Annotated in this window: 25 protein-coding genes and 1 pseudogene; 18 read left to right on the plus strand and 8 right to left on the minus strand. The window is 68.1% G+C overall.

Features of this window, described 5'->3' with window-relative positions; genetic code table 11:
• Positions 1-27 precede the first annotated feature (27 nt).
• Positions 28-1,280, plus strand: a pseudogene (locus LG324_RS03505) (IS3 family transposase).
• Between the two features lie 252 nt (positions 1,281-1,532).
• Here LG324_RS03505 and LG324_RS03510 read toward each other — a convergent pair.
• Together LG324_RS03510 and LG324_RS03515 are read right to left on the minus strand one after the other, a co-directional pair.
• Positions 1,533-1,991, minus strand: a complete 459-nt coding sequence (locus LG324_RS03510) for a hypothetical protein (RefSeq protein ID WP_404351810.1) — start codon at positions 1,989-1,991, stop codon at positions 1,533-1,535.
• Positions 1,988-2,422 (minus strand): RNA polymerase sigma factor, encoded by a 435-nt coding sequence (locus LG324_RS03515; protein WP_404351813.1) that lies wholly within the window; start codon positions 2,420-2,422, stop codon positions 1,988-1,990. The genes LG324_RS03510 and LG324_RS03515 overlap by 4 nt, the downstream gene beginning before the upstream one ends.
• Before the next feature lie 451 nt (positions 2,423-2,873).
• On the opposite strand from LG324_RS03515, the gene LG324_RS03520 reads away from it, so the two are divergent.
• From LG324_RS03520 to LG324_RS03580, 13 genes are all read left to right on the plus strand, one after another.
• Positions 2,874-3,338: an Asp23/Gls24 family envelope stress response protein gene (locus LG324_RS03520; protein WP_404351816.1), complete on the plus strand. Its 465-nt coding sequence runs from the start codon at positions 2,874-2,876 to the stop codon at positions 3,336-3,338.
• Positions 3,335-3,655, plus strand: a complete 321-nt coding sequence (locus LG324_RS03525; RefSeq protein WP_404351819.1) for a hypothetical protein — start codon at positions 3,335-3,337, stop codon at positions 3,653-3,655. Before LG324_RS03520 ends, LG324_RS03525 begins: the two co-directional genes overlap by 4 nt.
• A gap of 361 nt (positions 3,656-4,016) precedes the next feature.
• On the plus strand, positions 4,017-4,193 hold the full coding sequence (locus tag LG324_RS03530) for a DUF2273 domain-containing protein (RefSeq protein WP_404351822.1): 177 nt from the start codon (positions 4,017-4,019) through the stop codon (positions 4,191-4,193).
• Positions 4,186-4,554 carry an Asp23/Gls24 family envelope stress response protein gene (locus tag LG324_RS03535; protein WP_404351825.1) on the plus strand — a complete coding sequence of 123 codons (369 nt, stop codon included), beginning with the start codon at positions 4,186-4,188 and terminating at the stop codon, positions 4,552-4,554. Before LG324_RS03530 ends, LG324_RS03535 begins: the two co-directional genes overlap by 8 nt.
• Positions 4,551-5,135, plus strand: coding sequence for a DUF6286 domain-containing protein (locus LG324_RS03540; RefSeq protein ID WP_404351828.1), 585 nt, complete (start codon positions 4,551-4,553; stop codon positions 5,133-5,135). The genes LG324_RS03535 and LG324_RS03540 overlap by 4 nt, the downstream gene beginning before the upstream one ends.
• Entirely contained in the window at positions 5,132-5,698 is a 567-nt protein-coding gene (locus LG324_RS03545; RefSeq protein ID WP_404351831.1) for a hypothetical protein, read from the plus strand. Before LG324_RS03540 ends, LG324_RS03545 begins: the two co-directional genes overlap by 4 nt.
• Positions 5,699-5,739: 41 nt before the next feature.
• Complete coding sequence (locus LG324_RS03550) at positions 5,740-5,904, plus strand: CsbD family protein (RefSeq protein WP_404351834.1); 165 nt, start codon at positions 5,740-5,742, stop codon at positions 5,902-5,904.
• 61 nt (positions 5,905-5,965) lie between these two features.
• Positions 5,966-6,229, plus strand: a complete 264-nt coding sequence (locus tag LG324_RS03555; RefSeq protein ID WP_215512057.1) for a GlsB/YeaQ/YmgE family stress response membrane protein — start codon at positions 5,966-5,968, stop codon at positions 6,227-6,229.
• A 318-nt stretch (positions 6,230-6,547) separates the two neighbouring features.
• Positions 6,548-7,357 carry a hypothetical protein gene (locus LG324_RS03560; protein WP_404351837.1) on the plus strand — a complete coding sequence of 270 codons (810 nt, stop codon included), beginning with the start codon at positions 6,548-6,550 and terminating at the stop codon, positions 7,355-7,357.
• Positions 7,358-7,508: 151 nt separating this feature from the next.
• Positions 7,509-8,390: a DUF2382 domain-containing protein gene (locus LG324_RS03565; RefSeq protein WP_215520160.1), complete on the plus strand. Its 882-nt coding sequence runs from the start codon at positions 7,509-7,511 to the stop codon at positions 8,388-8,390.
• Positions 8,391-8,504: 114 nt separating this feature from the next.
• Positions 8,505-9,194, plus strand: coding sequence for a hypothetical protein (locus tag LG324_RS03570; protein ID WP_226901915.1), 690 nt, complete (start codon positions 8,505-8,507; stop codon positions 9,192-9,194).
• Between the two features lie 119 nt (positions 9,195-9,313).
• Entirely contained in the window at positions 9,314-9,502 is a 189-nt protein-coding gene (locus LG324_RS03575) for a hypothetical protein (protein ID WP_215512060.1), read from the plus strand.
• 592 nt (positions 9,503-10,094) lie between these two features.
• Entirely contained in the window at positions 10,095-11,342 is a 1,248-nt protein-coding gene (locus LG324_RS03580; RefSeq protein WP_404351842.1) for an IS256 family transposase, read from the plus strand.
• Here the strand turns inward: LG324_RS03580 and LG324_RS03585 are convergent.
• Entirely contained in the window at positions 11,292-11,699 is a 408-nt protein-coding gene (locus tag LG324_RS03585; RefSeq protein ID WP_404351845.1) for a DUF6766 family protein, read from the minus strand. The two genes, LG324_RS03580 and LG324_RS03585, sit on opposite strands and share 51 nt — an antisense overlap.
• 639 nt (positions 11,700-12,338) lie before the next feature.
• Positions 12,339-12,836: a hemerythrin domain-containing protein gene (locus LG324_RS03590; RefSeq protein ID WP_215512063.1), complete on the minus strand. Its 498-nt coding sequence runs from the start codon at positions 12,834-12,836 to the stop codon at positions 12,339-12,341.
• Positions 12,837-13,803: 967 nt separating this feature from the next.
• On the opposite strand from LG324_RS03590, the gene LG324_RS03595 reads away from it, so the two are divergent.
• From LG324_RS03595 to LG324_RS03605, 3 genes are all read left to right on the plus strand, one after another.
• On the plus strand, positions 13,804-14,064 hold the full coding sequence (locus tag LG324_RS03595) for an ANTAR domain-containing protein (protein WP_404351848.1): 261 nt from the start codon (positions 13,804-13,806) through the stop codon (positions 14,062-14,064).
• Positions 14,065-14,189: 125 nt separating this feature from the next.
• On the plus strand, positions 14,190-14,522 hold the full coding sequence (locus LG324_RS03600; protein ID WP_404351851.1) for an ANTAR domain-containing protein: 333 nt from the start codon (positions 14,190-14,192) through the stop codon (positions 14,520-14,522).
• A 39-nt stretch (positions 14,523-14,561) separates the two neighbouring features.
• Complete coding sequence (locus tag LG324_RS03605; protein ID WP_404351854.1) at positions 14,562-14,690, plus strand: hypothetical protein; 129 nt, start codon at positions 14,562-14,564, stop codon at positions 14,688-14,690.
• 933 nt (positions 14,691-15,623) lie between these two features.
• Here the strand turns inward: LG324_RS03605 and LG324_RS03610 are convergent.
• The 4 genes from LG324_RS03610 to LG324_RS03625 all read right to left on the minus strand — a co-directional run bounded on the left by LG324_RS03610 (position 15,624) and on the right by LG324_RS03625 (position 19,150).
• Positions 15,624-16,403 carry a sigma-70 family RNA polymerase sigma factor gene (locus LG324_RS03610; RefSeq protein ID WP_404351857.1) on the minus strand — a complete coding sequence of 260 codons (780 nt, stop codon included), beginning with the start codon at positions 16,401-16,403 and terminating at the stop codon, positions 15,624-15,626.
• Positions 16,404-16,522: 119 nt separating this feature from the next.
• Positions 16,523-16,981 (minus strand): hypothetical protein, encoded by a 459-nt coding sequence (locus LG324_RS03615; RefSeq protein WP_215512067.1) that lies wholly within the window; start codon positions 16,979-16,981, stop codon positions 16,523-16,525.
• 362 nt (positions 16,982-17,343) lie between these two features.
• Positions 17,344-17,991: a DNA-binding response regulator gene (locus tag LG324_RS03620; RefSeq protein ID WP_404351860.1), complete on the minus strand. Its 648-nt coding sequence runs from the start codon at positions 17,989-17,991 to the stop codon at positions 17,344-17,346.
• A 430-nt stretch (positions 17,992-18,421) separates the two neighbouring features.
• Positions 18,422-19,150 carry a TetR/AcrR family transcriptional regulator C-terminal domain-containing protein gene (locus tag LG324_RS03625; protein ID WP_404351863.1) on the minus strand — a complete coding sequence of 243 codons (729 nt, stop codon included), beginning with the start codon at positions 19,148-19,150 and terminating at the stop codon, positions 18,422-18,424.
• A gap of 354 nt (positions 19,151-19,504) precedes the next feature.
• Between LG324_RS03625 and LG324_RS03630 the strand changes: the two genes are divergently transcribed.
• Positions 19,505-19,870 carry a hypothetical protein gene (locus LG324_RS03630; protein WP_215512070.1) on the plus strand — a complete coding sequence of 122 codons (366 nt, stop codon included), beginning with the start codon at positions 19,505-19,507 and terminating at the stop codon, positions 19,868-19,870.
• Positions 19,871-20,651 lie beyond the last annotated feature (781 nt).

Below are 20,651 nucleotides of genomic sequence, written 5' to 3' on the forward strand. Positions count from 1 at the left end.
ACTCCGAACCTTGGGAAGGTTGGAGTCATGCCAGGAGAGACGAGCAGGCGGTACCCGTCTGAGCTGAAGGCGCGGGCGGTGCGGATGTACGCCGAGATCCGCCCCGATCATCAGAGCGACTGGGAGGCGATGCGCCGGGTCGCTGAACTGCTCGGGGTCTCCACGGCGGAGACGGTCCGCAAGTGGGTGCGCCAAGGGCAGGTCGACGCCGGCGACCGCGCTGGGGTCAGTAGCGAGGAGGCTGCGGAGGTCAAGCGGTTGCGGCGGGAGAACGCCGAGCTGCGCCGGGCGAACGCGATCCTGAAGGCGGCCTCGAGTTTCTTCGCGGCCGAGCTCGACCGGCCTTCCCGGTGATCGTGGACTTCATCCGCGAGCACGCCGACCACCGCGAAGACGGTGGGCTGCGCTGGGGTGTCGAGCCGATCTGTGCGGTGCTGACCGAGCACGGCCTGCAGGTCGCCGTCGACGTACTACGAGCACGCCGGCCGCACCCCGAGCGCGCGTGAACGGCGCGACGAGCAGCTGCTGACCGAGATCCGCCGGGTGCACGCCGCGAACTACTCGGTGTACGGCGCACGAAAGGTGTGGCTCCAGCTCAACCGGGAAGGGCACCCGGTGGCCCGCTGCACCGTGGAGCGGCTGATGAAAGCTCACGGCCTGCATGGCGCGGTCCGCGGCAAGGTCAAGCGCACCACCGTCGCCGACCCGGCCGCCGAGCGGGCCCGGGACCTGGTGAGCCGCAACTTCACCCCGGCCGCGCCGGACCGGTTGTGGGTCGCCGACATCACGTACGTCTCGACCTCTTGGATTCCAGCAGTCGTCGCAACGGGGTGGTCATCCTGGGGTGGCGCACCGGCACCAGCATGAGCACCGACCTGGTCCTGGACGCCCTCGAGCAGGCCATCTGGACCCGGCAACGCACCGGCGCCGACCTCGGATCCGTTGTGGCACACAGCGACCGAGGCAGCCAGTACGTCAGCATCCGCCACACCGAACGCCTCGCCCAGGCCGGGATCGCCGCCTCTGTCGGCTCGGTCGGCGACTCCTACGACAACGCTTTGGCCGAGTCCATCAACGGTCTGTACAAGACCGAGCTCATCAAACCGCGCGGGCCGTGGCGCACCGCTGACGCCGTCGAGTACGCCACCGCCGAGTGGGTCGACTGGTTCAACCATCGCCGCCTGTACGAGTACTGCGGCGACGTCCCACCGGCCGAGGCCGAGGACCACTACTACGCTCAAACAGCAGCCCAGCCGCCGGCCGAGCTGTCACGCAACTGAGTCTTTGGACTCGCCGGGGCGGTTCACGAGCTACGGAAAACGCACGGTGAGAGTGTCGAGGCCAGCGGGGCCGATCGTCGCACTGGCCTTGCGAATGACCAAGTCGGGGCTCAGCGGTTGCCGCGGGGTCGCCATCTCCTCTGGGGCTGTCGGGTTGCCTCCGGACGGGGTGTCTCGCGGTTGATGGACACGCATTGTGGGTCACAGGTGACCGGTCGGCATGTTGTCTATCGCACGCGCCTTCAGAGAAAGTCAGGTCCGCCGCACGTCGTTGATGTGAACTTGCATGGTGTTGACCGTGACGGACGGCGTGATGGGTCCGAGCAACTCTTGGAGGACCTGCTGGGTGCGGTTCCGTATGTCGTCGGCAGTGGGCAGGATGGGTGAGCCGTAGTCAGCAGTGACGCAGACGACGACCCCGGTGTAGTGGTGCCGCTCGTTGGTGTTGACCTGGATTGCGGTGGGTAAGGCTCCGGCGACCTGGTCCAGGGCGTAGCGGATTCCAGCGATGAGGACCTGTTCGCTGACGTTGACCTTGCCGCCCGTTCCTTCGGCTCGGACGGGCATCGACCGTCGCGTCACGCGTAGGGCCTTGTCGAGGACTCGGTCGGCGACCTCGACCCAGCGTTCGTCCGCTTGAGTGCGGAGCGCGCTGACGGCGTGCTTGAGGTGCGCGTCAGTATCGGGGGCGCGCTTGCGCTGTGGGGTCATCGCCACTGCTCCATTCTGACCGCTAGAGTACGGCGCGCGCGGTGGAGTTGTCCGCGGACTACGGTTTCGTTGGTGCCGAGCACGCTGGCGATCTGGCTGTATGGCAGGTGCTCGACTTCCCGCAGCAGCCAGGCTGCGCGCTGCCTCCAGGGCAGCTCGGACAGCGCTTCGTTCAGGGCGTCGCGCAGTTCTCGGGTCGCGGCCACCTGTTCTGGTTCGTGACCGCGGGGTGCGCGAACCGTGCCGATGAGTCCGTCGTCCACGGAGACTGGTCGGCGGCGCCGGCGCGCGGCAAGGACCTCGTTGGCGGTGATGCGAAACAGCCAGGTCCTCAGGGATGACTGTCCGCGAAACGTGGGCAGGGCCACCCACGCCTTGGCCAGAGCTTCTTGCACGGCGTCCTCCGCTGCTTGGAAGTCTGCCTCCAGCATGCCGACCGCATACCGGTGCATCCCGGGTGCACAGCGCTGAACAATGAGCGCGAACGCATCCCGGTCACCCAGCGCGGCGGAAGCAGCGAGCTGCTCGTCGGTGCGCTCTGGAAGCGGCGCTGGAGTCCTAGGTGATGCGCCGATGTCTGCGCTCCTGTTCGTGCGGGGGCCAAGCGAAAGCCCGGCGGCGTTGGTAACAGCGTGCCCTGACGCGACACGGCGTATCGGGCCAGTCGGGGTTCATCGACACAGACCCTTCGCCCAAGATGCACCTGCCCAACGACTAGTTTACGTTGTACACGCCGTTTACGTTGTAAACAACGTTTGCCACTCAGGGCGACGGGTAGAAGTGGCGCAGGTCACAGTGGCGTTCGCGTGAGGGTTGCGCGATGGCTGCATCTAACCCGCGTAAGAGCACATCAAGAGACAGATCCATGTCCACATCAAGGAGATGACCGTGACGGAGAGTTCGAAGACCAACACCCCCACGGCCGCCGGTCGCGACAGCGCCCTGGTGACCAAGCACGGCAAGACCACCATCGCTGACACCGTCGTTGCCAAGATCGCCGGCATCGCCACACGCGAGGTTTCTGGCGTGCACGCCCTCGGTGGTGGCACCGCCCGTGCGGTTGGTGCGCTGCGTGAGCGCATCCCCGGTGGCCGGACCAACCATTCCCAGGGCGTCTCGGTCGAGGTCGGTGAGCGTCAGGCGGCCGTCGACATCGAGCTGACCGCCGAGTACGGCGTCGCGATCGCAGACTTGGCCACCAGCGTCCGCCGCAACGTGATCAGCGCCATCGAGCGGATGACCGGGCTCGAGGTCGCCGAGGTCAACGTCACAGTCCAGGACATCTACCTGGAGTCCGAGGACAACCCAGACGACGACCAGGACGAGAAGGGCTCGCGCGTCCAGTGAGCACCGAACCCGCCGGCACCGATCAGGTCCGCCCGCCCGAGCTCGCCGACCTCGTCGCCGCAGCCGTGCGCAGCGTGCCCGGTGTCGCGGGGTTGCACTCGGGCTCGTTCGGGGAGGCTGCGACTTACCTTCCCGGGCGTCGGGTGACCGGAGTCCGCCTGCGTGAGGACGTCGCCGAAGTCCACGTGACACTCATGTATGGCGTTCCCGTCCTCGCAGCGGCCGATCAGATCAGGGCGGCAGTCGCTCCGCTGGTCAGCACCCCGGTCGAGGTCAGCATCGAGGATGTTGTGCCCGGACCCTTGGCGTACTCGTGAGCGGCGGGCGCGCTCCACTGGACAGCTCCACCGCTGCCGCATGGATGCGCGCCCGCGCTCGTGCCGCACGTGCGCATCATCCAGACATGGGTGGAGACGTTGAAAGCTACCTGCGAGCCCTAGATGCAGTCGATGCGCGATTCGGCATCGGGGCGGCCGGCACCGTTCGTGTTCATGTACACCGCGACACGTCGCCACTGGCTCGCCTTCGGCGCCTGACGACGAAGGTGCGACACGTCGCGCAACGGTGCACCGTCGCCATGCCCAGCCGACTGCGTCCCGGGCCCACGTACATCGACCTGTAACACCCCAGCGACACTCGAACACCCCGAACACACCCGTCCAGACCAAGGAGACCACCGTGACGACCTCAACTGTTGGCCTGCTCGCCGGCCTGCTGCTCGGTGTGGCCACCGCCGCAGGCGGCTTCCCCGGGTTTCTCATCGCCCTTGTCCTCGGCTTGGTTGGCTACTTCGTCGGCGGCCACTACGACGGCGAAGTAGACCTGTCCGCCCTGTTCGGACGCCGGCGTGGCTGACGTTCTGCTGGCCGAGCCGGACCAACGCGGCCGCACCATCATCGAGGACGCCGTCCTTGAGCACATCGCCGCGCACGCAGCCCTCGAAGTGACTGGTGTGACCGTCACGGGTTCAGAGGTGGCCAAGCTCATCGGAAGGCGTCTTCCCAAGGCCGACGCGCACGTCGCGGGGACCAGGGCACGCGTCCAGGTCGAGGTCGCCGTCGCGTGGCCGCACCCCATCCCAACGGTCGCCTCCGCTGTCCGCGAACACGTCACCGCACAGCTGGTCGAGCTCACGGGCCTGTCGATCGACGCGGTCGATGTCGAGGTCACCCGAGTCGTCCACAACCCAGCGCCGCAAGAACGGAGGGTCCAGTGAGCACTGAGACCGTCACCACGAACAGAACCGTCCCTAGTGACAAGTCGACTGCGCCGCCGAGGGCCGCCAAGAACCCCGTGGGGCCCGGTGCCATCACCTTCATGGGAGGCCTACTGGCCATCGGTGTCATCGTTGTGGGCGCGCTTGGCCTCCAGGCCGCTGCGTCAGCAGTCGGTATCACCACTAGCAAGCCGTGGCTGAACCAGCTCATCACGGGCAGCGACGGCCTGCGTCCGCTCGGCTGGATGCTCCCCGTTGGCTTGCTGCTGGTCCTGGTGGGCCTGTGGTTGCTGCTGACGGCGCTACGCCCCCGCCCCAAGACGGCCGTGCCCCTAGACGCGCGGACTGGTGTGTTCATTCACCCGCGTGACGTGGCCCGCCTGGCTGAGCACGCTGCCGACGACGTGGACGGTGTCGCCAGCGTTCGCGCCCGAGCCACCCGCACCAAGGTGACTCTCAGCGTTGACTCCACCGGGGGGGATGAGGTCGCCGACGCCGTCAAGAGCGCAGTGACGGAGCAACTGTCCACGCTGAAAAAGGCACCCCGGGTGTCTGTAAGAATTAAGGCGGTCGCCCCGTGAGCCGTGCCGTCATCGCTTTCGACCGCCTTGCCACCCTGCTTCTGGGCCTCCTGCTCATCGTGGGGGGCCTGGCTGGCATTGCTTGGTGGCGCGGCGACCTGGGCTTGTCCGGTCCGCTGAACGTCGACGCCGTCGCAAAGCAGACCGAGCAGCCATGGTGGCCTTGGGTCACTGGGCTCGTCGGTGCCGCGCTGGTGCTGCTCGGCCTTCGCTGGCTTGCCGCGCACGTCATCACCCGGGGAGTCGGACAGGTTCGCCTGCCCGGGACTGGTAAGGCCGGACGGTTGACCGCACAGGTCAACCCCGTCGCGGACGCCGCAGCCACAGTCCTAGAGGGCACTGAGGGGGTCCGCTCATGCCGCGGAACCATCCAGCGCGACCGCGGTCAGCTCGTCGCCCGCCTTCGCGCAACCATCGAACCGCAGGCCGACCTACGCGAAGTGGCCGCCGCCGCTGACGGCGTCGCCACCGACCTGAAGAAGGTCCTCGGCCGCGACGACCTGCACTGCCTGGTCACCGTTCACGTCGCCCGCCGCCCACGCAACCTCGCCCGCGTCACCTGAGCCCGGCTGCCAGCAACCGCCTACGCCCTCCATACGGGTAAGTGACGAAGGAGATCCCCCGTGTGCGCTTCGACAAGCTGAACAAGGCCGCCCCGGACCTCAGCGGCAAAGCGAAGGAAGCGGGCGGCAAGGTCACCAACAACGAACAGAGCGCCGCGGACGCCAACAAGGCCGGCGGGCACGCCAAGGACGCTTGTCAGCACTGACTGCCCCACCCGAAGACCCACACCGCCTCAAGGCCGATTAGTCCACCAGGAGAACCCCCACATGGTCAGCAGCATCATCACCGCCCTCATCATCGGTGCCATCATCGGCGTCCTGGGCCGCCTCGTCGTCCGGGGAAAGCAGAACATCAGCATCCTGGCGACCATCATCATCGGCATCGTCGCCGCCCTCGTCGGCACCCTTATCGCCTCATTTATCGGCGTCTCTGACACCCCGGGCATCGATTGGATCGAGCTCATCCTCCAGGTCGTTCTCGCCGCCGTCGGTGTCTCCCTGGTGGCGGGGCGCGGCCTGAAGGTCCGCTGACGCGCCATGTTCGTGCTGCTCCGCAGCGCGTACCTCCCAGCAGTTCCACATCTTTTGGCCCGGTGGCGGGTAAGCACCCAACCCATCGATGACCAAGGAGTCGAGCAGCCGGCTCCCATTCCCAACAACCCCCGGTCACGGAGCCATCCGCAGCCGGTGCCCACCCCTACACCACAGACGGGGTGGGCAGGCCGCAGGGCCGGTTGCGCAACCTCTGTTGCCAACGGAACCCGTCGGAACGCACGCCAGCACGGCGTGTGGACCGCGGCCACACGCACTCAGAGCCTCTGAGTGCGCGAGACAACAGAAAGGCACGTCATGGAAGACGCACTGAAAAGCGCGTTGACGAGCATCGCGACCTTCGTGCCGAAGCTCGTGCTGTTCTTCGTCGTCCTCATCATCGGCGTCATCATCGCCAAGGTCCTGTCCAAGGCCGTCAACAAGATCCTCGAGCGGGTCGGCTTCGATCGCGCCATCGAGCGCGGCGGTGTGGGCAAGGCCTTGGAAAAGTCCAAGTACGACCCCAGCGACATCCTCGCCAAGCTCGTCTACTACGCCGTGATGCTGTTCACCCTTCAGCTCGCGTTCAGCGCATTCGGGCCCAACCCGATCAGTGAGCTGCTGACGTCGATCATCGCGTTCCTGCCGCAGGCGTTCGTCGCGATCGTCATCGTCGTCGTCGCCTCTGCCATCGCGGCAGCGGCCAAGACCCTCATTGAGGGCACCCTCGGCGGCCTTTCCTACGGTAAGGCGCTGGCGAACCTCGCGGCCGTGTTCATCCTCGGCTTGGGCATCATCGCCGCACTCAACCAGGTCGGCATCGCCACCACCGTCACCACCCCCGTCCTGATCGCGGTGCTGGCCACCATCGCCGGCATCCTCGTCGTCGGCGTCGGCGGCGGCCTCATCAAGCCGATGCAGGGCCGGTGGGAGTCCTACCTGACCAAGGCCGAGGAAGAGGCCCCCAAGGTCAAGCAGCAGGCCTCGAACGCTCCCAGCGTCAAGGAGCAGGCCCAGAACGCCAAGGACAAGGCCCAGTCCTTGTACGACCAGGCTGGGAGGGACAACACGGCCGTGTACGACCAGACCGGGTCCAGCGCCTACGGCCAGCCCAACCAGCGGTACTGAAACCAGCGCCCAATAGTGACGGGCGGCTGGGTTGCGCCCCAGCCGCCCGTCCCTCTCCACCGCACAACCAGAGAGTTCGTCGATCGCAGACGAGCCAAAACACGAACCGGCAGCACCTCCGCATGATTTCCACCCAAACGAAGGAAGCACCATGAGCATCGACCAGAACAACCTCAACGACGTCCTCGGCAAGGACGTCCTCGGCTCCGACGGCAACAAGATCGGAGAGGTCGGCCAAGTTTACCTGGACGACGTCACCGGCAAGCCCGAATGGGTCACCGTCAAGACCGGCATGTTCGGCAACAAGGAGAGCTTCGTCCCGGTGGCACAGTCCCAGTTCGCCGACGACGGCCTCCGCGTCCCGTACGGGAAGGACACCGTCAAGGACGCCCCGCGCGTCGACGCCGACCAGGGTCACCTGTCCCAGGACGAAGAGGCCGAGCTGTACCGCCACTACGGGCTGGACTACTCCGGAGACGAGTCCGACTCCGGTCTGCCCGACACCGACGGCAACGACCAGCGCGGTCTGGGTCAGGTCGATACCAGCGGGCGGACCGACGCCGACCGCTACGGCGACTCCCGTGACCTAGACGCGGACGGGACCGTCGGCCACGACACCTCCGGCCCGACCACCGATGACGCCATGACGCGTTCGGAGGAGCAGCTCAAGGTCGGCACCCAGACCCGCGAGGCTGGCCGGGCACGGCTGCGCAAGCACGTGGTCACCGAGGAGCAGACCGTCACCGTCCCGGTCTCTCGTGAGGAGGTCATCATCGAGCGTGAGCCGATCACGGACGCCAACCGTGACGAGGCCTTGGCTGGGCCGGAGATCTCCGAGGAGGAGCACGAGGTCGTCCTGACCGAGGAGCGCCCCGTCGTAGCGAAGGAGACCGTCGCCGTCGAGCGGGTCAAGCTCGGTAAGGAGACCGTCACCGACACCGAGCAGGTCACCGAGTCGGTCCGCAAGGAGCAGATCGACACCGACGGTGTCGACCTGCCCGACACCAGCGCAGACGACACCAACCGTCGCTGACCGCTCTACATCCGTCCCCCGCGGCCCCAGCGGCCAAGAGGCATGCGAGGGCCGCGGGCAGGACACCCCCAACGCACCACAGGGCGTGCTCGCGCGCCCGGCAAGGAAGTCATCATGAGCACCAGTGCAAGTTCCGCCGGCTCGCCTCGCCGCCCGGACACCAAGCAAAGCCGGGACGGGCAGTACACCGACCCGGACCAGAACGAGCAGCGCAGAACCTTCGGCGAGCACGACGGTGTGAGCCGTCGGGACGTGGTGGCCGCCGAGAAGGAACAGTTTGGTGGGATCAAGGTCGGGTCGGCGTTCTTCGGCTGGCTCACCGCGACCGGCACCGCGGTGCTTCTCACCGCCCTGGTCGCCGCCGCCGGTAGCGCGGTCGGACTGGCCAGCGGCACCGACGTGGACAAGGCCACCAGCCAGGCCACCAACGACCCGACCACGGTCGGTCTGGTCGGTGGCATCGTCCTGCTCGTTGTGTTGTTCGTCGCCTACTACTGCGGCGGGTACGTCGCAGGACGGATGGCCAGGTTCAACGGAGCCAAGCAGGGCATCGCCGTCTGGGTGTGGGCGCTGGTGATCGCCGTCGTCGTCGCCGTGGTCGGCGCCGTCGCTGGTAGCAAGTTCAACGTGCTCGCCAACCTGAACAGCTTCCCGCGGATCCCCGTCGGCGAGGGTGACCTGTCCACCGCGGGCATCATCGCTGCCGTCGGCGTCGCCGTCACCAGCCTGGTCGGCGCCATCGTCGGCGGGCTGGCCGGTATGCGTTTCCACCGCAAGGTCGACAAGGCCGGTCTCGGCAACTGACCAACCCTGCGGCCTCAGGGTCCACGGCATTCCAACGCTGGTCCTGACCACAAACGGTGTGGCGACCCCGCCATGTCGAGACAACATCCCGATAGGAAGCAGCAGAGGAGATCAACGCAATGCAAATCGACAAGCAGCAAATCATCGACATCCTCAAGAACCGAGGCGACGACGACAAGGCCGACCAGGCCCAGTCCGACCTGCCCGACCAGGTCGACACCGACCAGCACTCCGACAAGTTGTCCAAACTCGGCGTCGACCCCAAGGACCTCCTTGACGGCGGCATGGGTGACAGGCTCGGCTTCTAGCTGGAACGGAGCCGACGGTGGCGCCCCGCTCACGGGGCGGGGCGCCACCCCCCACCGGCCCGTCACGACGTGACATCGATGAGCACCCCGCCCCGTGTCTGCCGACCGCAACCCGCGCCGGCGCGGCTTGGACCCAGACATCCCGCCCGGCTACCCCCGCCGCCAGCGCCGCCGAGCCCGGCACCGCCAAGCACGCCAGCACCTCACGAATGGCCAACGCCGGTCACTGCTGAGCGGCATTCGGTGTCCTTGGTCAAGGCGGCGCGCGGGACGGGTGCGAGCGTCCAGACCTGGCGGCGACGGATCGCGGCGGGGGAGATGTCTGCCTATCGGAGCGCTCGGCTGACCCGGGTCATGGCGAGTGACGTGAATGCCGAAAGCGTCCAAATCCCGACCTTCCGCGCAGGAGGACAGGCTGCGCTTGTCCACCGAGCCAAAGGCGCCGCTCACCTGCCTAGCGACGTCTGCGAGTTGAGTCCCTGATAGTGGTGTAGCGCGGTCGTCGACATCGTCCCGATGGTGGACGTGGGTGCGGCCACCGCGTGATCCTTCGAGTGAACCTCTCACAGCACTCTCGAACGGAGTCATCACGATGACCGCACCACACATTGTCGACCCTGCCGGCCTGCTCGGTGAAGCCCTCGCGGAGGCCTCCCCGGATCTGATGCGCAGCCTGTTGCAGTCGATCATCAACACGCTGCTGTCCGCGGATGCCGACGCGGTGGTCGGTGCCGAGTACGGCCGCCCGTCCCCGGGGCGGACTACGCAGCGCAGCGGCTACCGGCATCGGGACCTGGACACGCGGGTGGGCACGATCGATGTCGCGATCCCGAAGCTGCGGACCGGCAGCTACTTCCCTGAGTGGCTGTTGGAGCGCCGCAAGCGGGCCGAGTCCGCGCTGATCACGGTCGTGGCCGACTGCTACCTCGCCGGCGTCTCAACCCGGCGGATGGACAAGCTGGTCAAGACCCTCGGGATCGACTCGCTCAGCAAGTCGCAGGTCTCCCGGATGTCGGGCGAGCTCGACGCCATCGTCGAGGACTTCCGCTACCGCCCCCTGGGCGATGCCGGACCGTTCACGTTCGTCACGGCGGACGCGCTGACCATGAAGGTCCGCGAAGGAGGCCGCGTGGTCAACTCCGTGGTCCTGCTCGCCACCGGCGTCAACGGCGAGGGACACCGCGAGGTCCTCGGGCTGCGCGTGGCCACCAGCGAGAGCGGGTCGGCGTGGAACGAGTTCTTCGCCGACCTCATCGCCCGCGGCCTGGCCGGGGTGCGCCTGGTCACCTCCGACGCCCACGCCGGGCTGCGCGAGGCCATCGCCGCGAACCTGCCCGGAGCCTCCTGGCAGCGGTGCCGCACCCACTACGCGTTCAACCTCATGGCTGTCACCCCGAAGGCGATGTGGCCGGCAGTCAAGGCGATGCTGCACAGCGTGTACGACCAGCCCGACCACGACGCCGTCCACGCCCAGTTCGACCGGCTCCTGGACTATGTCGCCGACAAGCTCCCCGCGGTCCACGACCACCTCGACGCCGCCCGAGCAGACCTGCTGGCCTTCACCGCCTTCCCGAAGGAGATCTGGACCCAGATCTGGTCCAACAACCCCACCGAGCGCCTCAACCGGGAGATCCGCCGCCGCACCGACTCCGTCGGCATCTTCCCCACCCGCACCGCGATCGTCCGCCTCGTCGGCGCCGTCATGGCCGAGCAGACCGACGAATGGGCCGAAGGACGCCGCTACCTCGGCCTCGAGGTCCTCGCTCGCTCCCGCGTCACGACCGTGCCGTCAACCGACCCCGAGATCGAAGCCGATGCACTCCCCGCCCTGACCGCCTGACCACAACAAGGAGAGCGCAGCGCTACACCACCACCGGGGACTTGACCTCTCACGGCCCTCGTCGCCCGGCGACTTCGACTCCGACGACCCCCGCTGCACCAGCCACACCGTGAAGAAGATGTACAGCACGAACTGCAGGAACTCAGACTGCCAGTTCTCGGCCACGTCCACCGCGAAGCTCGATGACGTCACGTACCGCAACAGCGAGATCTGCTGCAAACCAGCGGTCCTCGCCTCTTGGTTGTAGCCGACGACGCCCCAGAGCGACTGCCCCAGCAACGTGAGCAGCAACAGTCCGCCGAAGACCAGCGACAGCGCGTTGTCACGGAAAAACCCCCGCGGCTTCGGCGCACTCATCGCAGCATCAGCCCCATCACCACTCAGAAGACCAAGCCGACCGCGATGAGCACTGCGTACGCCAAGAACACGAGGCGCACCATCAACTCCCTTCTAGAAGGCAGTCGTATGGCACCGACGGGTCCGCCGACAAGCGCGTGCACCCCACGGCCGCCACCTTCCACCCGGTGTCGAAGAGCGACAGAAACACCGCCTCGCCCCTATAGCGGACCTGCGCCGTGTGCCCAGCCACGCTCACGGAACGCTGCTCACCGGCCGGGGGGGATGCCAGCCTCCGCGAGGTCCTTCGCGCACTCGCCAGAACCCTGCGACTCCAAGGACTCCACCGTGCGCGACGCCAACATCCGGCAGGCATCCGGTGGGTCCGACACCACCGCCGCGCTGAACGCGTCAGCTGGCGCTGCCGCCTGCCGCTTCTCCACGTCGGCTCCGCAGCCGGCGAGCAGCGCCACCAACGCTAGCCCCGTGGCGAGCGTGGATGCCGCGCGCGCCCGCACCCACCAAACCCTCGATCCCGATATCCGAGAAGGAAGACGCAACCGACCGACATCCTGGGCGCCATCGGGTACGACGCCTGCGACGGCTGTCATCCCTGGCCCCCGGGCCGAGAGGCGTGCCACAGTTAGACACCTGCGCCAGTTAGGAGAGGACGGCGTCGACGGTCTTCTTCAACGCGCTGGGCTGCTCCGGTCGACGTGGCGCCTTCTCCTTGGCCGCCGCCAGCTCGGCGCCCAGCTCGCGCAGCTGGGTACGCGAGAGGCCCTCACGGACCTTGGGGAACCACTCCTGCTCCTCCTCCTCGATGTGGTGCGTGACGTTCTCGATGAGCACCGTGGCCTTGGCTTCGAAGCGCTCGTCCTGCGGGGTCATCGGCACGAGCTCCATGACAAGCACGTCGGCCACGTGGTGCTCCTCGTACGACTCGAGCACGTCGTCTTCCAGGTCAGGGAGCAAGGCGCGCACGCGCGGGTACATGACCTCGTTCTCGATGTAGGTATGCACCGTGAGCAGCTCGATGATCTGCTCGACAAGCTTGCCCTTGCGAGCCTTCGTGGTCGACGACTTCCGGAACTCCCGGAAAAGGGCCCGGACCTCCTTGTGGTCAGCTTTCAGCATGACGATGGCGTCCTGGGACATCCCGGCTCCTCTCTCGTGGCGGGCCAGCAGCAGATCACCGGCGAACGACAAGGTAGCCACTCTTCCCCCGGGGGTGGGGATTTAGTGCAGGCCGCGATCTCGAACACAACCCTCGAGCTTTGCGGTCTTCGCCCGCACCTCCGCGTTGCTTCCCCACCTCGCGCACCAGCGACAGCAGAGTTTGCGCTCAGACGCTCGAACGTGGACTGTCTGCCGAGTTCCACCAGCGTCCGCACGCAAGAACGAGGCGTCTCGCCGTCATCCGGCTGCCCTCGCACCGGATGCTGGGACTGCATGCGAGTCACGTTCAGGTGGTGCGAGCGGGTGGCTCGGAGGTGGCTGCGGATGCATCAGCCCGGCGACGACCAGCATGCGGTGGTAGCCAGCCCGCCAGAACGGCTGGACCAGGTCGGGTGGTACCAGCCGGCGACAGCGGAGGACGCACTGCCGGGCGGCCGCGGAAGCCTCTACGGATGGCTCGGTGTCGAGGCTGCGTCCCTTCACGCGGCGCTGCGGCGTGACCTCGTCCTCGAGGCACCGCTCGACCCAAATGGAAGCGACGCCTGGGTCCGCCCGCGCCAGTCAGTCCCGCCCTGGTCGATGGTCGCCGGCCCTGAACGGGGCTGGCGACACGCTGGACGGTTTGAGCAACCCGGCCCCGGCCCACCCGGGCTCCAACTTCGGGAGGTCGCCGAGCTCGAGGTCGCGACCATGGGCCCACGCTTCTTGCCGTGACTCCACCCAAATGCACATACGACGATGCCTGGCCACCGATGGGGCGGGCGCGTCGGGCGCCTCCGGCCTACACAACTGGGGGCGGCGGATGGCTTCACAAGGTCCGCCGCGGCGGAGCCGATGACATCAGCACGCCCCCACCAGCCCAGGGAACACCCATCGAACCGTCTCGCCATACTGACCCCGTGACCGGACGGGATAGCGGCGGCACCTAGAGGACCTTGCCGCAACCTTGGAGCGAGACACGGCCCGTCTGGACGCGCTGGAACGTCACGTCCGTACCGACCGCGAGCTGATCGCTCAACTGCAGTGGGAGGGGCTGGTCTCCACCGAGCAGGCCCTGCATCTGCGGGAGGCGATGCGGTCCTCTCGCAGCGTCGGCGTTGCGGTCGGGATCATGATGAGCCGCGACGGCGTCAACGAGCGGCGCGCCTTCGGCATGCTGCGTCAGGTCAGCATGGACGAGCAGGTCCAAGATCTGGGTCCTGGCTGAAGAGGTGGCGCGCACGGGTGTTGCCCAAGAGCCCCTGGGGAGCGATAGACGACCCCTCGTGTTCGGCTCGAGGACCCGGCATACTGCGAGCCGTGCCTCATAAGCCTCACCCGCAACGATCCCAGGTGCTGCGGGGCCGACACCGCGCCCCCGCCCCCGACGACCTAGCGATCGACGACGACGCCCTGCAGCGGATGGAGCTCATCGCCGAGCTGCAGTGGGGCGGCGTCATCTCTTCCGTGCAGGTGAGTGAGTTGCAGGCCGTGCTGCGCGCGGCGCGGACGATCGGCGCCGCCACCGGGATCCTGATGAGCCGCTTCGGCCTTAGCCAGGAGCGAGCCAACGACCTCATCCGGCAGGGCGCGACCGCGCGCAACCTCACTGTCGGGGAGGTTGCGCGCGAGATCATCGAGACCCGCGGGCGCGCCTTCACACCACCAAGCCCACTCGATCGATAAGGACCACGCCCAGCTTTGCCTACTCCTACCCTTCGGGACGTGCGGATCGCCGAGTCGGGCCGGGTCAACCGGGTCTTCGTGTGGCATGAGCACGACGGGGAACTCACCGCCTGGTGCGAGGCCCTCGAGGGCGAGGGCTGGGAGATGCGTGTGCGCGAGGCCATGTAGATCCACGACGCGCTCGGGAAGGGCATGCTCGTCCCCGGCCGACAGTGCTTCGAGCACCCGCACGAGATCCCGCCTCGCTGACTCGAGGGCTAGGAACTGCCCACTGTCATCCCCAGAGGACAACGAGACAACCGCGCGCCCCGTAGGGAAGACGCTCCCCGGACGAGACAGCAGCCCCTGGCCGTTTCCACGGTAGCGCCTGCCCATTGTCACGCGTCACCCCGGTCTTGCGCCCCGCGCAGGCGAGCCGTGCTCCCTGCTCGAAGGCGGCTTGCGCACAAGAAGCGCTGCGCGTGCCCTGCTTGCGGGAACCCGCTCAGAGTGCTACTGGCTCCCGCCGACGCGGATGTCGCGGTCTTCGTGCTGCTTTGAGCGTGACAGGTTGCAGCACCGGGGGCTAGAAGTGAAGACCGTGTGACGCCTCACGGTTCGGCGCTCTCGATTCATCCGTTCTAGTCAGGTCGAGCAACCCGTGGACCGTCGCTTCGACGATGAACACCGGCCTAAACGCCTTCGTGGCCGGCCACAGCGACCGAGTTGCGTACAGGGCTATTGCTCGCCTGACCCACCGACACTCCCCACCCCGCAACCTGCTCATCGACCTGCAGTTCGACGACGTCAAGCCGATTAGGCGTATGCCGCAGCGAGCAGGCGGTCGAATTAGCCGGCGGCTGGGCCAGGAGGCGCGACAGCTGTCGTGATGAGCCGAAGTGCGTCACCTCGCACGTACACGGTCAGCAAGGGCGACGGAACTATGGCTTCGTGAGCATCGCGGCCGAACAACGTGCCCGACCCTCAGTGCAGCTTGACCAGGACCTCAAGCCGGCAGAGGAACGGCAGCGGGGCGACGTCGTGTTGCGCCGTGCGCACCACCACGACTATGGGCCGGACAGCGAGCCTCCAGCGAAGGCGCCCTCACGCCGGCCCTCTCGGTCAGGCGGCGACGACGTCGAGGCTCCCCCGCAGCTGCCGCAGGATGCGCGAGAGGATGCGCGAGACCTGCATCTGGCTGACCCCGAGCATCGACCCGATCTGCGACTGCGTCAGCTCCTCCACAAAGCGCAGCCGCACCACCCGGCGGTCCCGCTCCCCCAGCGACTCCAGGGCCAGCCGCAGGTCGGCGTACAGCTCGAAGCGGTGGTAAAAATCCCCGAGGTCGGCCAAGCGGTCGCCCTCCGTCCCGCCGGCCAGCACCGGCGCGTCCAGCGATGTGGGACGGAATCCGCTGCCGCACAGGCGTGCCGACTCGACGTCGGCGCACTCGCACTGCAGCAGCTCCGCGATCTCGGCGACGGTCGCCTCGCGGCCGAGCCGGTGGCGCAGGCTCTCCTCCGCCACGACGACCTCGGCCCTCAGCTCCTGCACGCGGCGCGGCGGACGGACGACCCAGCCGCAGTCCCGGAAGTGGCGCTTGAGCTCGCCCGTGATGGTCGGTACGGCGAACGCGACGAAACCCGCCCCCGAGTCGGGGTGGTAGCGGTCCACGGCGGCGACGAGAGCCGTCCGGGCGACCTGCTCGAGGTCGTCCCGCTCGATGCCCCGCCCGGAGTAGCGATGAGCCAGACCGTCGGCCAGCGGGAGCATCTCCTCGACGACCTGGGCGCGCAGCCGTCGCTGCTCGTCGGGGTCGGTCGTGACGGCGACGCGGTCGAGGAGACCTTCGACGACCTGGTCGCGCTCGCTGGGCAGGGTGGTACGAGTGGTCTTAGACATAGGTGTCCTCCATCAGAGCGAAGGAGGGCGCACTGCTTGACCCGCTGAGCGGCCGCGTCTGGACCGAGAGCACAACCGTTCCACGGATGTCCCGCCGACGGGGGGTTTGGTGACGGGCATTAGTCGCGGGTGCGGCCGCTGCGGGTCGATCGGCGCCCGGCCCACTCCAGGGCCGCCCGCCGTGCATGGCGCCGCAACTGACCGAACACGGCCCCCGGGGCGGGCGCCACCGCGTCGCCAACGCGGTCATCGCACCCGTGCAGTAGCTGCTCCACGTGGTCGAGGTCGGCCGCCTCGTGGGTCGTCACGAACCGTGGGCCGGTCTCCCGCTCCGACCTCGTCTCGTGCAACATCCCCGCCGGGAGGAGCCCGAGCTGCACCGCGAAGAACGGGCAGCCCGTGCCCAGGTCGTCGAGGTGCTCCGCCCCCTCGACGATCTCGTGGTCCTTGGCGGCGTGCGTCGCCCCGCCGTCCGTCGCGAGGGCGATGCGCTCCGCGGCCAGGTGCACCGCGAGGTGGCGCAGCAGCCGGTCTGGCGCCGCGCCCCCAAGCCCCCGGCGCCGCACGAGCGACCTCACCCACCATCTCGTGCAGCCGCCGGTGCCGGGCGACCACGATGCTGGCGAGCGTGGTGTGAGACATGCCTCTCCCTTCCCGAGGTGACGCCCCGGGGACGGCCCGGTCGCCATCCACAAGCTCTTCATAGGCCGATAGCTGGCCCCGCGATCGGTTACTCGGGCAGCAGGGGTGCGATCGGCTTCGCTCGTCCTGCGTCGCCGACCGCCCTACCGGTCTAGCTCGGCTCGTCTGACATCGCTCACACCTGACCAGCCTGCACGCGCGCCAGCCGAGAGACGTGCCATTCTTGGCCTGCCGTGATGTTGGGCCCAAAGGTTGGGTGGCAGCACCCCTGCCTGGCCACACCTCGCACTACAAGCCGTCAACGGACTCGGCCTCGGGGCGCCAAGTCAATCCGGCGACCTCGAGGTAGGTCCTTGGAGGGCAGCCGCCGCCGCGCTGCCCAGACGCATTCGTGATCATGAAGCGGCCATTTTCCGCCGCGAAGAAGTCCCCGTCGACGGGCCATGGCGACAACTTCTAGCTGCGAATGAGCCCCGAGCTTGGACATCAAAGCCGCCACGTAGCCACGGCACGTAGTGCGCGACATCCCGAGGTGTGGCGCGATCATGCTCGCAGCGCAACCCTCCCCCAGCAGCTGAAGAACCTGATCTTCGCGAGCTATCAGATGAACAGGTGCGTCCGCCGGCGCCTCACTCGGCGAGCAGTTCACGAGCAGGCGCAGCAGCGAGGGATGCACCCACAGCCCGCCCTTGCGGATGTCGCGCAGGACCCGCAGGAGGTCCTCGAGCGATCCATCTTCAGGCAGCAGGGCGCTCGCGCCGGCCATCATGGCGCGCTCCAAAAGCGAGTCCGTCACGACCGCCACCAAAAGCACGACGTGCAACCCGGGCAGCACGTCAAGCAGCTCGCTCATGGGCTCAAGACCACCCCCGTTCTCAACATCAAGCTCCACGATGACCACATCGGGGACAAGCGCGGCAACGCTCGACTGCGTCCTCGACGGCATGGACGGCTCCTAGCCACACCAAGTCGGGCTGAGCATCTACGGCGAGCCCCAGAAGGTCGGTGAACAGCTGGTGACGGTGCACTACCAAGAGTCAGCACGTGCCACGCGTGTCGCCCCTCCTTGGCCCATCACAGAGCCCAGAGTCCCTCACTCGGGCATTATGGCGCCCAACCGCGGATGCGTCGAGCAATGCTCTGCACCCCGTCCAACGCGCTGGCGGTCGACATACATGCACCGGTCACACACCCCCGAACGGATGCCGACAGCCCGCACAGCTGGCCGCTCATGTTGGCCGCTGCTGCAACGGGCGCCCGCGTCCCTCGCCGGCGGTACTTTTACCAACCCCTGAGACAGCACCAACTCCCCTGAATGATGTACCAGACTCTGCCCAACAACCGCAGCCACCCGTGATCACCGCGATGCGGTCCGCTCATTGCGAGAGGACGAGGTCCAGCCGGTCGAGCAGCGCCTCGAGCGACCGCTCGAACTCCTCGAGCGCGTGGTCCTCGGAAAGGAGCGGGGCGGTCCGCAGGATCGTGGGGAAGTCCTCGACCGACACCTCCTCACCCGGCGGGCGGACGGCGGCGCCGCCCTCGTCGAGCGGCTCCTCGACCGGCGAGGTCGTGGCCCCGAGCGTCGCGACCTCGAGCAGCAGGTGGCCGAGCAGGAAGCTCGTGAAGACGCGGTAGGCCTCGACGGCCTGGGCGTCGGTGAAGCCGCGGCGGGTCAGCCCGTCGAGGAACCCCTCGACGACACGCAGGCTGCGCAGCGGGGGACGCAGCCACGGCGCCGCCGGGTGGCGCGTCGCGACCAGCGGGAAGACCGCCGGGTGCGCGACGGCGAGCGAGCGCACCGAGTGCGCCATCCACTGCAGGAACGCCTGCCACCCGTCGGCCGGCTCGAAGAGGTCGCCGGGGTCGACGGCGATGGAGTCGACGAGCGAGTCGACGATCGCCTCGAGCAGGTCCTCGCGCCCGTTGACGTGGCGGTAGAGCGCCATCGCCTCGACCCCGAGCCGCGCCCCGAGCGAGCGCATGGTCAGCGCCTCGAGCCCCTCGGCGTCGATCATCGCGATGGCCTCCGCGACCACCACCTCACGGTCGAGCGGGCGGCGCGGCTCGGCCCTTTCTTGCGGCGACAGCTCGTCCGTCGGTGGCATGCGACCTCCTCGCAGGTGTCACCCCACCCTGCCACGGGGGCGCGACAGCGGGTCCGGAGTGAGCGCGGCCGGTCGCGGCGGTCCGATGTTTACGTCGCAAACATTCGGGGGTAGGCCCCGGGGGTGCCGCTCTCGGCGCGCCCCGTGAGCCGCCTCCAGCGGTCCCCTCGAATGGCTTCCCATGAACGACGCACCGCGCGACGCCCTGGCAGCGGTCGCCACTGCTGGCTGACGGCCACCGGCTCCGCCGTGCTCCTCACCGCGCTCGTGGCCGCCGCCGGCACCGGCGTCGGCATCGCGACCGGCACCGACATTTAGGACGCCGCGCACCGCGCCACCAGCGACCCCAGCACCGTGGGGCTCGCCGGCGGCATCGCTCTGCTCGTCGTCCTCTTCGTCGCGTACTACTGCGGCGGGTACGTCGCCGGCCGAATGGCCCGGTTCAACGGCGCCAAGCAAGGTCTGGCCGTCTGGCTCTGGGCCCTGGTCATCGCGCTCGTCGTCGCCGTCCTCGGCCTCGTCGCCGGCGACCGGTACAACGTGCTCGGGCAGCCCAACAGCTTCCCCCGGCTGCCCGTCGGCGAGGGCGACGTCGGCACCACCGGCATCCTCGCGCTCGTCGGCGTCGCTCGTCAGCCTGCTCGGGGCCCTCCTCGGCGGCCTCGCCGGCATGCGCTTCCACCGTATGTCCCTCGGGGACACTTCGACCCAGGCAGCTGAGCGAAACGTCCGAGCCACCCCAAGTCGCATGGACGAACCCACCACCGCCGTGTTCTCTGGCATCCGCTTCTGCAGCACCACGACTGCCTGAACGGCGCACGTCGATTGCCGACCTGCTGTAAGCATTCGGCCTTCGCAATCAGAGCTCGGTCGGCACCGCGTCCAGTCTCTTGGCAACGATTGTCGGTCTTGCGAGCGCGACCGCCGGCTCTTGAGTACTGCTTGGCGCTAGTCGATCAGCGGACTCCCTCGTCGGCCACCGACTGCCACCGCAGAGGTGTGGCAGGGCGCGGCACATCTCGCGGCCGACCAGGCCGACATCGCTGTGGGCTCACCAATGGCGACCACGGCGCCCCGCCCGACCTGGTGGTCGGACGGGGCGCCGTGGTACCGGTTCGGCGGATGTGGCGTCAGCTCCCCCTGCGGAGCTGGCCAGGCCGCCTGGCCTCGAGTCCGGTCCACCGCAAGCCCCTGCGCTCTTGGTGGTTCGTCCCGCCTCACCGGCCCCCGGACAGCGTCCCGTGGAGTGGTGGGGTTTGGGGTGACGGCGCGGCTTCCTGACTGAGGGGGGCCACCGGCGAGATTCTCGATGTGTACCGCCAAGTACTCGGCGGTCCTGTGCCGGGGTCGTGATGCCGGCCTGGTGCTCTCCTCGGAAAGGCACCACCCCGGCGAGGGCCTCCAGGCTGCCAGATCTTCCGGCCGGCCGCAGTGACGAAGTCCGGCGGCGGCACGACTCCTTGCGCGACCCACCGCACGATTGTCGGCTCCCCGATGCCGA

The organism is Phycicoccus jejuensis (genome assembly GCF_044797865.1).
GTDB classification, from domain to species: domain Bacteria; phylum Actinomycetota; class Actinomycetes; order Actinomycetales; family Dermatophilaceae; genus Phycicoccus; species Phycicoccus jejuensis.